The sequence below is a fragment of the Microbulbifer regidiadema (SeqCode) genome, assembly GCF_052467605.1.
Genome location: NZ_CP174316.1, coordinates 1,389,436 through 1,401,753, shown reverse-complemented (window position 1 = coordinate 1,401,753; position 12,318 = coordinate 1,389,436). Strand labels below are relative to the sequence as shown.

8 protein-coding genes are annotated in these 12,318 nt (G+C 56.8%); 2 read left to right on the top strand and 6 right to left on the bottom strand.

Annotated elements, in window-relative coordinates; translation table 11 throughout:
- Position 1: 1 nt before the first annotated feature.
- The 5 genes from ACJJIF_RS06705 to ACJJIF_RS06685 all read right to left on the bottom strand — a co-directional run bounded on the left by ACJJIF_RS06705 (position 2) and on the right by ACJJIF_RS06685 (position 5,548).
- Positions 2-1,894, bottom strand: coding sequence for a VWA domain-containing protein (locus tag ACJJIF_RS06705; protein WP_444932323.1), 1,893 nt, complete (start codon positions 1,892-1,894; stop codon positions 2-4).
- Positions 1,895-1,896: 2 nt separating this feature from the next.
- Positions 1,897-2,937, bottom strand: coding sequence for a vWA domain-containing protein (locus tag ACJJIF_RS06700; RefSeq protein ID WP_444931461.1), 1,041 nt, complete (start codon positions 2,935-2,937; stop codon positions 1,897-1,899).
- Positions 2,930-3,505, bottom strand: coding sequence for a DUF4381 domain-containing protein (locus ACJJIF_RS06695; protein WP_444931460.1), 576 nt, complete (start codon positions 3,503-3,505; stop codon positions 2,930-2,932). Before ACJJIF_RS06695 ends, ACJJIF_RS06700 begins: the two co-directional genes overlap by 8 nt.
- Before the next feature lie 97 nt (positions 3,506-3,602).
- Positions 3,603-4,577, bottom strand: a complete 975-nt coding sequence (locus ACJJIF_RS06690) for a DUF58 domain-containing protein (RefSeq protein ID WP_444931459.1) — start codon at positions 4,575-4,577, stop codon at positions 3,603-3,605.
- Complete coding sequence (locus tag ACJJIF_RS06685; RefSeq protein ID WP_444931458.1) at positions 4,577-5,548, bottom strand: AAA family ATPase; 972 nt, start codon at positions 5,546-5,548, stop codon at positions 4,577-4,579. The genes ACJJIF_RS06690 and ACJJIF_RS06685 overlap by 1 nt, the downstream gene beginning before the upstream one ends.
- A gap of 309 nt (positions 5,549-5,857) precedes the next feature.
- Between ACJJIF_RS06685 and ACJJIF_RS06680 the strand changes: the two genes are divergently transcribed.
- Complete coding sequence (locus tag ACJJIF_RS06680) at positions 5,858-10,753, top strand: NAD-glutamate dehydrogenase (RefSeq protein ID WP_444931457.1); 4,896 nt, start codon at positions 5,858-5,860, stop codon at positions 10,751-10,753.
- A 103-nt stretch (positions 10,754-10,856) separates the two neighbouring features.
- Positions 10,857-11,906, top strand: coding sequence for a quinone-dependent dihydroorotate dehydrogenase (locus tag ACJJIF_RS06675; RefSeq protein ID WP_444931456.1), 1,050 nt, complete (start codon positions 10,857-10,859; stop codon positions 11,904-11,906).
- Between the two features lie 51 nt (positions 11,907-11,957).
- On the opposite strand, the gene rmf is transcribed toward ACJJIF_RS06675, so the two are convergent.
- On the bottom strand, positions 11,958-12,209 hold the full coding sequence (gene rmf / locus ACJJIF_RS06670) for a ribosome modulation factor (protein WP_444931455.1): 252 nt from the start codon (positions 12,207-12,209) through the stop codon (positions 11,958-11,960).
- Between the last annotated feature and the right edge of the window lie 109 nt (positions 12,210-12,318).

Sequence of the window (12,318 nt, the reverse complement as noted above, 5' to 3'; positions counted from 1 at the left end):
TCTACCATCTCTGTGTTGCACCGTTCTTTGGTGGTTCCCATTCTCCGCTGCGATAGGCGCGGCGTCTTTGCAGGCTTTCGTATTTGAATTTCTCACGCATCAGGCCGGCGGGATCATCGGGAATTTGACGGAGCCACTGGTCCAGAGCTTGCTGGGTTTCCTGGTCGAGCGGGCTCTCCTCATCAGCGCCGGCGGGCTGCGGCTCTGCCTGCGGCGGTTGCTCTTCACCCTGTTGTTGCTGGGATTGCTGTTGTTCGCCCTGCTGCTCCTCTTTGCCTTGCTCCTGGGCGTTCTGCTGTTCTTCTCCCTGGGGTTGCTGCTCGGAGGGCTCGGTTGAGCCGGAGGATTGCTGGTTGTTGCCCTGCTGTTGATTGCTGCTCTGTTGTTGTTCGCTGGATTGCTGCTCGCTGTTTTCCGATTGCTGTTCCTGGTTTTGCTCTTGCCCCTGGCCCTGCTGCTGATCCTGTTGCTGCTCGCCCTGCTGTTGTTGGCCGGACTGCTGCTGGGATTGCTGTTGTTTTTCTTGCAGCTCCTGCAGTTTTTCAGCGATTTCGCGATTGTATTCGGCGTCGGCAAATTCGGGCTGCTTTTGCAGGGCTTTATCGTACGCTTCGATAGCTTTGCCGTAGTCACCCTGTTGCACCAGGCTGTTGCCAAGGTTGTAGAGGCTCTGTGACTTATCGCTCTCGGCGAAGTTTTTCTGGGCCTCGGCGTAATTGCCCGCGCGATAGTTGGCGGTGCCTTTCCATTCGGGGTTGTGAAACTCTTGCGCGGCCTCTGCCGGTTGCCCTTCTTCCAATAGGCGCTGGCCTTGCTGGTCCTTGCGTTGCCATAAATCCTGCCACTCAATGGCCTGGCTTTCACTGGGCAGCCCGCTCAGCAGCAGTAGGGGTAGGGTGCATGCCAGGGCGCCCCGGCGGAACAGTAGGGCGGCGAAAGGCAGTAATAGCAGAAGCAGTAGTGGCCCCTCATCCCGCCATTGGTCGAACTCCCTTTCCGTCAGCTGCGCTTGCTGGGGGCTGTCTGCTTGCGGCAGTAGGTAATCGATATCGCTGTCGTTTACGCTGATTTTGGCAAAGCGCCCTCCGCTGGAGCGGGCGAGTTGGCGAAGTTCACCGGCATCGAAATTGGATATGACGATGGCGCCTTTGTTGTCGGTTACAAATCCGCCGGCATTTCCCCGGGGGATTGGGCTGCCCTCACCGCTGCCCACGGCGAGTATGCTCATTTCGACTTTTGCGCTGGATAAGGACTCGCCTATCTCATCGGCGGCCATTGGGTCTATGCCGTCGGTAACGGCGAGTAATTGGCCTCGTCCGGTAGTCCCATCTTTTAACAGGCGAATTCCGGTGTTTACCGCCATTTCAATATTGCTGCCGGGAACCGGCATAATCGAGGGCGACAGCGCTGGTACCAGGTTGGCAATAGTGGCCGTGTCCTCGGTAAGAGGGGTGACTACGTGGGCCTCTCCGGCATAGGCGACAAGTGCGGTGAGACCGTCTTTTCTCTGCCGCAAAATATCCAAAATCTTAAGGCGGGCGCGGGTCAGCCGGTCGGGGGAGAGGTCTGTCGCCATCATGGAGGGGGACAGATCCAGTAATATGACCAGGGCATCCTGGTTGCTGTACACAGGCGTCGGCAGCTTGCGCCAGGCGGGGCCCGCCAGAGCGATAATCATTGCCGCCAGTAGCGCAAAAATTAAGGCGAATAACCAGGGCCTTTTGCTGCCGCCGCGCAGTAGAAGGTGGGGCAGCAGGTCCGGGTCTATGACCTTTTGCAGCTGGGCGCTGTTGAGCACCATTTTTGCCAGCCCCCAGCAGAGGAGTGCTGCGGGAAGCAGCAGCCATAAAACGCCTGGGCGCAGGAAGTGGAAGGACTGGAGTAGGTCGAGCATAGTCACTGGGCCTGGCCTCCGTTAGTGCGACTTATTTCTTCACGCTTGGCGGGGAGTCTCAAGTTGCCCGCCAGGGGAATCAGGGCCCAAACTCCAGCCAGAAGCAGAGCGATGCTCAGGGGCCAGGTAAACAGGGACTTCATGGGACGGTAACTCTCCGCCTCTTGTTCGACAGGCTCCAGTTTATCCAGTTCGGCATAGATTTCTGCCAATTCTTGCGGGTTGTGGGCGCGGAAGTAGCGGCCGCCGGTTTTGTCGGCAATCTCCTTGAGGGTCTTGCTGTCGAGATCTCGCGACGGGTTAATTCTGCGGCTGCCAAACTGGCTCCCCAGAAGGCCCGGTTGGACCATTTCATCGGCGCCCACGCCGATGGTGTAGACGGTAATGCCCGCTTGCTGTGCCAGCTCGGCGGCTTTGAGCGGGGAGACTTCCCCGGCGGTGTTGGCGCCGTCGGTGAGGAGTATCAGCACGCGCTGGTCGGCGGGGCGCTGGGTTAGGCGTTTGACCGATAATCCTATGGCATCGCCGATAGCGGTTCCCTGTCCGGCGAAACCAATCTGTGCCTCTTTTAGCAGGGTGCCTACAGTTTCCCTGTCGTAGGTGAGGGGGGCTTGTAGATAGGCGCGGGTGCCAAACAGTACCAGCCCCAAGCGGTCGCCCTTGCGCCGCTCAACAAAGTTGCCGACAACTTGTTTGACGGCGCTGATGCGCATCGCCGGCCGCCCGTTAATCACCATATCGGGTGTTTCCATGCTGCCGGAAATATCTACGGCAATAAGGAGGTCTCGCGCGCTGCTGGGCTGAGAAATCGGCTCTCCATACCAGCGGGGGCGAGCTGCGGCACTGATTAAGAGCAGCCAAATCAGAATTAACAAAATCAGGTTGAGCAGGTTGTTTTGCTCGCCGCCGCCGCGCTGGGACAGCTCCGCATAAAAGGGCACCTTGAGGGCGCTGCTCATGGGTTTGGCACGGGGTAGCAACCAGCGGGCGAGCAGTGGGAGCGGGGTTAAAAAGAAAACCCACGGCCAGGCAAATTCAAACATGCGCAGCCTCCCCGCCCGGGTGTTGTGAGTGGCTTGTGCTGGATTGTCCGTGTTGCTTTACCCACAAAATAGCGTATTCCTGTAGCGCTCGGTTTTTGTCCGGATCGCAAGTGCCGCGATAGAGGTTTTCGCGGAGCGCCTGCTGTGCATCGGCGGGGCATTCAAGCGGGGCCGATTTTTTCAGAAATTCGATCCATGCCGTGCCGGTGAGGTTGCCGCACTCCGTGCGGCTGTAGGTAGTCACTGCAACTCGCTTGAGTATTTCATTAATCTCCGCCACCGCAGTCGTTTGCTCAATCTCTATTGCGGCGAGCAGTGCCGCTGCCTCTACGCGATAGCGATTGCGCTCAGCTTTTTTGCGCCGCTGCCGCCACCACAGAGCGGCGGCGACCAGGCCGGCCAGAATTAATGCGGCCAATATCCACCACCCGGGAGCGGGCGGCCACCAATTGATCGCTGCGGGCTCCTGGATGTCGCGGAGTTGCGCTAACAACTCCTGGGCCTCAGGCGAGGGAGCTTGGGGTGCCGGCGAGGGCATTTGTTTTGGCAGAAGACTTCCTCGTGTCACGACCGGCCCTCAATTAAATGGCCAGTGCATTTTGCCTTCGCTCCTTCGCTCGCCGGAATAATGGCGGTCAGCTTTTTCTGCACGTTAAAAATCATTACTACTTGGGCCTTCTCGTATTTTGCCTGCCGTTTCTCTGCCGCGAGCCGTAGACCGACATCAGCGCTGGAATCAGCGGCTGGGTATTGTCAAAGTCCAGCAGTGGCAGGCGATAACGCCGGCACAGTTGTTCGACTCCGGCGCGGGCGCGGGCCTGCTTTTCGGCAAAGTGTTCGTGTACCGGGCGGTTGCCGGCGTGAAGAAATGTGCGCTGGCGGCCATCGGATATGGTGAGGGACTGGCCTGGCAGGTGTTGCTCCAGGGGGTCCGATACTCTCAGTACCTGGAGGTCGGCATGCCGGGACAAAAGGTAGAGCGGTTGTGAGCAGGTCTCGTCGAGATCGTGACAATCGCTGATTAAAAAGAGCGCACTACCGGGGCGTGCGATTCGCCGCGCTTCCTCGAGTAATGTTTTCAGCGATTGACTACCCTGTTCGGCAATGGGGCTGTTTAGCTCTGCCGCCCGCGCCACCGTACTGTGAATCATCGATAGCACGGCGTGGTGGCTGCGGCGCGGGCGCACAGTGTCGATTGCGCGGTCGGAAAAAAGCAGTGCTCCGATGCGATCGCTGTGTTGCAGGCCCGCCCAGCCCAGGGCTGCCGCAATACCGCTGGCCGTTACCGATTTAAATGCTCTTTGGCTGCCGAAAAACATCGGCGAGCGCAAGTCCAGCAGGATCACCACTGGGCGCTCCCGCTCCTCCTGGTAAAGCTTGGTATGGGTTTGGCCGGTTCGAGCGGTTACGCGCCAATCAATGGAGCGCACATCATCGCCGGCCTGGTAATCCCGCACTTCCTCAAAATTCATGCCGCGACCGCGATAGCGAGTGAGCAGGCTGCCGGCCTGGTCGCTGCGGGCGAGTCGCGGTTTGAATAATTGCAGCTGCCGCGCGGCGTAGCGCATTTGTACCAGCGGCGTTACCTCGGGGTAAGCGCCGCGCAGCTCGAGTTCTGTTGGGGCTGTTTCTGCGGACATCAGATCGCTGGAACCTGTTGCAGTAAACGTTCAATTACCTGATCGGCGGTAATTCCTGCGGCTTCCGCTTCAAAACTCAGTAGGAGTCGATGGCGTAAAATATCGGGGGCGACACTCATTACATCGTCTGGGGTGACGTAGTCGCGCCCGGCGAGCCAGGCGTGTGCCCGCGCGCAGCGGTCCAGTGCAATTGTTGCCCTCGGACTTGCACCAAAATCTAGCCATGACGCCAGCTCGCTGTCATACTTCGCCGGCTCGCGAGTAGCAATGACAAGTTGGACAGTATAGGTTTCCACGGCTTCAACCATCTGCATTTCCAGAATTTGGTTGCGGGCCTGGAGAATGGTCTCCTCACTGATAATTTTAGTGGGGCGATTTTCGCCAAGGCTAGCCTCGGATCTGGCCAGGCGCAGGATTTTTGCTTCCGCCTCCGCATCGGGATAGGCAAGATTTACCTGCATTAGAAATCTATCTAACTGTGCCTCTGGCAGAGGATAAGTACCTTCCTGCTCAATAGGGTTTTGGGTAGCCATTACCAAAAATAACTGGGGAAGGGGATAAGTTTTCCGGCCGACACTAATCTGCCGCTCTGCCATAGCTTCGAGCAGCGCCGACTGAACTTTGGCCGGCGCGCGGTTAATCTCATCGGCCAGTATCAGGTTGTGAAACACTGGACCTGGCTGAAAATGGAACTCTCCGGTTTCCGGCCGGTAAATGTCGGTGCCGGTAATATCTGCCGGCAGCAGATCTGGCGTAAACTGAACGCGATGGAAGTCACCCTCAATAGCTTCGCCCAGTGTTTTAATGGCCTTGGTTTTGGCCAGGCCTGGTGCTCCCTCCACCAAAAGGTGGCCGTCGGCAAGCATGGCGATCAGCAGTCGGTTGACCAGTTTCTCTTGACCAATAATCTGCTTTTCCAACCAATCGCCCAGTGCGGCGATCTGATCCCTAATAGTCTGGTTTGCTTCCATAGTCTCTCTTCTTCTGAGCATTTAGCCGCCGCACGGACTTGGCTGGCTTTCTACCATCTATATATAGTCGCCGCCCACAGGGTGGCGACTGTTGATTTTAACGGCACCAAATGAAGAGGCAACTCTTGAGTCAAGGGCCTCTGTTGAGCCGACTGGATTCTGAGGTGGAATGGACTTCACCTCACTGCCTGACTGAAAGTGTAATTTTTAGGACTCGACCCTGCAGCTGCGTATGGGCTGAGATGATGACCTTTTCGGATCTACAGTGTTTGGATTCGATGTGACAAAAATGAGATTGGGAGGTTCCCCGTGAATATGGCGACGGTTATTACCGACAGCCGTGAAGAATTGGTTGCGCAGATTAGCGAGCTGATTCGTGACAAGCTGACCAGCGAGGCTGAACCCGTTGTGGCTTTTGCCCAGCAGTTCCTCAACCAGTATCCACTGGAAGATCTGGCCGGCCGTCGTCTTGTCGATGTCTATGGCTGCATATACACCTGGTGGAACTTTATCCAGCAGCGTCCCGGCGGCCTCCCCAAGGTGAAGGTATTTAATCCCCGTCTCGAAGATGATGGCTGGCAGTGTTCACACACGGTAATCGGTGTACTGCAACGGGATATGCCTTTTCTGGTGGATTCCATTCGCATGGAGATCAACCGGAAGAATACGGTCACTCACTCAATCAAGAGTACTGTGGTTCGAGTCGAGCGCGATGCCAAGGGGCAGCTGACGCGCCTGCTGCCGCCAGAGGAAAGCGCCTCGGGGGAGAAGCCGCCGGCAAAAGGTCGGCATATCACCAACGAGGCGATGATTTATGTCGAGATTAATCACGACACTTTATCGGAATTTGCCTCGGGGCTGATGACCGGCCTAAAAGATGTACTCGGTGATATTGAGCTGGTGGTGGACGACTATGTCCCCATGCTGGAAACATGCAGTGCCATAGAGGGGCAGTTACAGGCGGGTCTTCCGGAAGAAGATGCCAACCTGCTGGAAGCCAGTGCATTTTTGCAGTGGATGCGCGATGGTAACTTTACTTTCCTCGGCTACCGCGAATACGAATTTAGCATGGTTGGGGATAAGAAAATCCTCAATGAAGTCGAAGATCGCAGACTCGGTATTTTCAAAAAACTGGAAGAGGCGGCCCCGGTGCTGGAAACCTCTTTCAGCGAGGGTAAACAGCGTTTTTACCAGGGCCCCAATTACCTGACATTTGCCAAGTCCTCGGTTAAGTCCCGGGTGCATCGCACGGCCTACTCCGACTACGTCATCATCAAGCGCTACAACAGCGCGGGTGATGTGATCGGTGAGGCGGCGTTTATGGGGTTGTATACCTCGCCGGTTTACACTGAGAGCCCGGTTAAGATTCCGATTATTCGCCGCAAGATGGCCTCGATTATCGAGTCCAGTGGTCTCTCCGGGCAGGGGCACGACGGCAAAGCCCTGCGCCGGATTCTAGACACTTTCCCACGGGACGAGCTTTTCCAGGGCAGCACCAAAGAGCTGTTTGAGGTGGTTATGGGGGTGCTGCAATTAAATGAGCGCGCGCACCTCCGCCTGTTTATGCGCCGCGACCCCTTTGGTAAGTTTGTTACTGCCACGGTCTATGTCCCCCGCGAACTGTTTAACAGCGATGTGCGCGAGGTGATTTGTGCGCATATTGCCAAAGCGATCAATGCCAAGGACTCGGACTTCACCACTTTCTTCTCCGAGTCTATTCTCGCGCGGGTGCATTTTGTTTTCCGCGTATCTCCCGATGAGCCTGTTGAATTAGATGTCGCGCTGCTGGAGGCGCAAATTGTGGATATTACCCGCTCCTGGGAAGATGTTTTCCAAAGATCACTGATTGACAATAGTGGGGAAGAAGAGGGCAGCCGCCTCTACCGCACTTTTGGTCGCGCCTTCCCGGCGGGGTATCGGGAGGACTTTGAGCCCCGTATTGCCGTACAGGATGTGGCCGCCGTTCAGAGCCTGAATGAAGACAACCGGGTGGCAATGAGCTTCTACCAGCCGGTGGGTGCGGCCCAGGGTAGCCTGCGCTTTAAGGTATTTAACTGGGGCAGCGGTCTGACGCTGTCCGATGTGATCCCGGTATTGGAAAACCTGGGCTTGCGGGTTATTGGAGAATTTCCCTATACCATCCGCCCCCGTGGCTACACCGATGTCTGGATGCACGAGTTCCATCTGGAATTTGGCTTGCCCACCAAAATTGATGCGCAGGCATCCCGCAGCCTGTTCCAGGATGCGTTTGCGGCAATCTGGAACCATACGGCGGAGAGCGATGCCTTTAACCGCCTGGTACTGGCGGCGCGTCTCAACTGGCGTGAAGTATCCATGCTGCGCGCCTATGCGCGCTATTTGAAGCAAACCAAGTCCAGTGCCAGCCAGAGCTATATCGCCGCTACCCTGGCCAACCATGTGGATATCACCCGCAATCTGGTAGCCCTGTTTAGGGCGATGTTCGATCCCCGTTTAAGCAGCGGCAAGCAGGAGCAGCCCCGTGTCGAGCGCTTGATTGCAAAAATTCACGACGGCCTGGATGCGGTGGACAACCTCAACGAAGACCTGGTTCTGCGCCGTTACTTGGAGCTAATCCTGGCGACCCTGCGCACCAACTTCTTCCAGGCGGATGAGGAGGGGCAGCCCAAGGATTATATTTCGATCAAATTCAGCCCCCGGGATATTCCCGGTATTCCCGAGCCCCGCCCGGAATTTGAGATTTTTGTGTACTCTCCACGGGTGGAAGGTGTGCACTTGCGCGGCAGTAAAGTCGCCCGTGGCGGCCTGCGCTGGTCTGACCGCCTGGAAGATTTCCGCACAGAAGTTCTGGGCCTGGTAAAAGCCCAAGCGGTGAAAAACGCGGTGATTGTTCCCAGTGGTGCTAAAGGCGGATTTGTTGTGCGCCGCCCGCCCGCCGATGGCAGCCGCGAAGCCATGATGGAAGAGGGGATTTCCTGCTACAAAACCTTTATTCGCGGTCTTCTGGATATCACCGATAACCTGAAAGACGGTGAAGTTGTGCCGCCCAAGCACGTTGTTCGCCGCGATGAAGATGACCCCTATCTGGTGGTCGCTGCGGATAAAGGAACGGCGACCTTCTCCGATATCGCCAACGGTATTGCCGGGGAGTATGGTTTCTGGATGGGCGATGCTTTCGCCTCCGGCGGTAGCCAGGGTTACGACCACAAGAAAATGGGGATCACTGCGCGCGGTGCCTGGGTGTCGGTGCAGCGCCACTTCCGAGAGATGGGGGTGGACGTCCAGAAAGAGAACTTCTCTGTTGTCGGTATCGGCGATATGGGCGGTGATGTGTTCGGCAACGGTATGTTGCTGTCCGAGCACATTTGTCTGAAAGCGGCCTTTAACCACCTGCATATTTTTGTGGACCCCAATCCGGATGCGGCATCCAGCTTTAAAGAGCGCCAGCGTTTGTTCGCGCTGCCCCGCTCAAGCTGGAGAGATTACGAGCGCAAATTAATCTCCAAAGGTGGCGGTATCTTTGAGCGCCGCGCCAAGGCCATCGCGATTACTCCGGAGATGAAAGCGGCATTTGATATCAAGCAGGACCAGCTCAATCCCAATGAATTGATCAGCGCCTTGCTCAGAGCGCCGGTGGATCTGATCTGGAATGGCGGTATTGGCACTTATGTTAAAGCCACCACCGAGACAGATTCTGAGGTCGGCGACAAGTCCAATGACCACCTGCGCGTTGATGGCCGAGAGCTGCGCGCCAAGGTCTTTGGTGAGGGCGGCAATCTGGGCATGACCCAGCGCGGGCGCATTGAGTTTGCGCTCAATGGCGGGCGCTGTAACACCGACTTTATCGATAATGCTGCCGGTGTGGACTGCTCCGACCACGAGGTAAACATCAAGATCCTGCTGGACAAGGTGGTTGCCAATGGTGATCTGACCGAGAAGCAGCGCAATGAATTGCTCGATGGCATGACCGATGCTGTCGGCGAGCTGGTGTTGCACAACAACTACGAGCAGACCTTTGCCCTCAGTGTGGCGGAGTATCAGGTTGCCAAGCGCCTGGATGAGTACCGCAGAACCATCAACACCTTGGAAGACGACGGCCGACTGAACCGCGCGCTGGAGTTTATCCCGGACAACGAGCAGATTTCTGAGCGCGAGCACAAGGGACAGTCCCTGACCCGCCCTGAACTATCGGTTTTGATTTCATACGTGAAGGTGAAATTGAAGGAGGAGCTGCAAAATGCACAAATCACCGACAATGAGCGGGTGCGTTTTGCGGTGGAGTCTGCATTCCCGGAGAAGCTGGTAGCGCGCTATCGCGATCAGGTCTACGACCACCCACTGCTGCGCCAGATTGTGGCGACCCAGGTTGCCAATGAGATGGTCAACAGCATGGGGATCACCTTCTACAACCGCATCGGCACCGCCACCGGCGCCGATGTGAACGATGTCACCGCCGCTTATGTCAGCGCGCGCGATGTGTACAAAATGCACGACTTCCAGCAACAGCTGGCGGCCCTGGATTACAAGGTGCCGGCGGAGTTGCAGACGGAACTGCTGAACTCGATGATTGGCCGGGTGCGCCGGGCAACGCGCTGGTTCCTGCGCAACCGTCGCAATGAGTTGGAGCCGGCTAATAATTGTGAACTGTTCCAAGAGCCGGTACAGCGGGTTATTAAGGCGCTGCCGCAGGTCTTGAGTGGAGAACCCCTGGTTGAATGGGAGCAGCGCTACCAGAAGTTATTGGAAGCCGGGGTGCCGGAGGACCTGGCTCTGCTCTCGGCATCGCCCACCTACCTCTACTCAGCGCTGGGCATCTCCGAGTCGGCGCGAGCCAGCGATACGCCGGTAGAGGAGGTCGCCACGGTTTATTTCAGGCTCTCCGACGAGCTGAACCTGCACTGGTTTGGCAATCTGATCGTCGACTTGCCGGTGGACAGCTTCTGGCAGGCCCAGGCTCGTGAGACTAGCATGGATGATCTGGATAGCCAGTTGTCGACACTGGCGGTGAACATTCTCCGTTTGGGTAAGGCTGAAAATCTTGATGTAGAGGGTGCAATGTCCCGCTGGAGCGCTATCATGGCGCCCGCTATTCAACGCTGGCACAATATGATCGCCGAGTTGAAGTCTACTGCTGTCGGCGATTTCGCCATGTTTACGGTGGCCCTGCGCGAACTTATGTACCTCGCGCACGCCACTGCGGACCGGGAAGTCCTGGCAGAGCAGTAGCGGAATCGAGCCCAGGGGCCGCTCAGAGGCCCCTGCTGTACCGTCATCACAATAGAGAGCCCTTCACTGCTCGAAGGGCTCGCCTCCCCACGTAAGGAAAGGTATGTATTCAACACTGCGTAAAGCCCTGTTTGCGCTTGACCCTGAGCGGGCCCACCACTTGTCGATTGATGCCATCGGCGCCGCAGAGCGCCTCGGCTTGATGTCCCTGTACAAAAAGTCGGTGCCGGATGATCCGGTCGAGCTGATGGGGCTCACCCTGCCCAATCCGGTGGGTCTGGCGGCCGGTCTGGACAAGAATGCGCAGGCCTTTAACGGTTTCGGGGCACTGGGTTTTGGGTTTGTTGAAGTGGGCACAGTGACACCTCGCCCCCAGCCCGGCAATCCGCTGCCGCGATTGTTTCGGGTGGAAGAGGCCGATGCGATTATCAACCGCATGGGCTTTAATAATCTCGGTGTCGACTACCTGATTCAGCGGGTGAAAAAGCGCCGCTATAGTGGCGTATTGGGTATCAATGTAGGCAAGAACTTCGATACTCCGGTGGAAAAGGCCGCCGATGACTACTGCTTGTGTATGGAGAAGGTGTACGGTTACGCCGATTACATCACTGCCAATGTATCCTCCCCTAATACCAAGGGACTGCGGGACTTGCAGTTTGGTGACAGTCTCAACCGCTTGCTCGGCAGTATCAAAGACAAGCAAATGGAGCTGGCGCAAAAGAGCGATCGCTACGTTCCGGTTGCGGTCAAAATTGCCCCGGATATGGAAGGCGATGCGGTGGCACAGATCGCTGAGGCACTGTGCGAGTACGATATCGATGGTGTTATCGCCACCAATACAACCATTGATAAATCCTCCGTCGCTAATCTGCCCTGCGGTAGCGAGGAGGGCGGTTTGAGCGGAAAGCCCCTGCGGGAGCAATCCACCAAGGTGATTGAACTGCTTTCGAAAGCGCTGAGCAAACAGATCCCGATTATTGGCGTTGGTGGTATCTTTGACGGCGATAGTGCCGCAGAAAAGATTCGTGCCGGGGCAACCGCTGTACAGATGTACACCGGATTTATCTATCGGGGACCCGAATTGATTCGCGAAGCGGCAGAGGCTATTGCCTTGGAGCGCCGCAGCAAAGATCGAGAGCAGGCTGCTGATTAATAGGCCGCCGCGCTGGAGAGGGGGCTTGGGTAGCAAGCCCCCCTATCGCGGCTAAATCGTGCTCCACCCGTCGGGGTATTGGACCTTGGTTGAAACGGCGCCGTAGATTTCCAGCTTTTGCGCCTTGGTCACTCTGTCAAAGCCATTCCAGTAGTCTTCCCGCCCCTCACGCCAACCGTTGACCCACTGCTGGTGAGAATCTTCTTCGACAAATGGGCAACTATCCATAGACTTGTTGTTCAGGGCTGCCAAATAGCCCTTATAGAATGCCCTGTCGGCGTGATTTCGTTTTTGGCGTTTCATCGTATACGGCACCTCTACTTTGTCAGTTTGTGCAGAGTTTGTCGGCAGGTTAGCAGACGGTTCTATTTCTGGGTGTCTCCCAATAAATTTTAGTGAAAGAAATGTGACC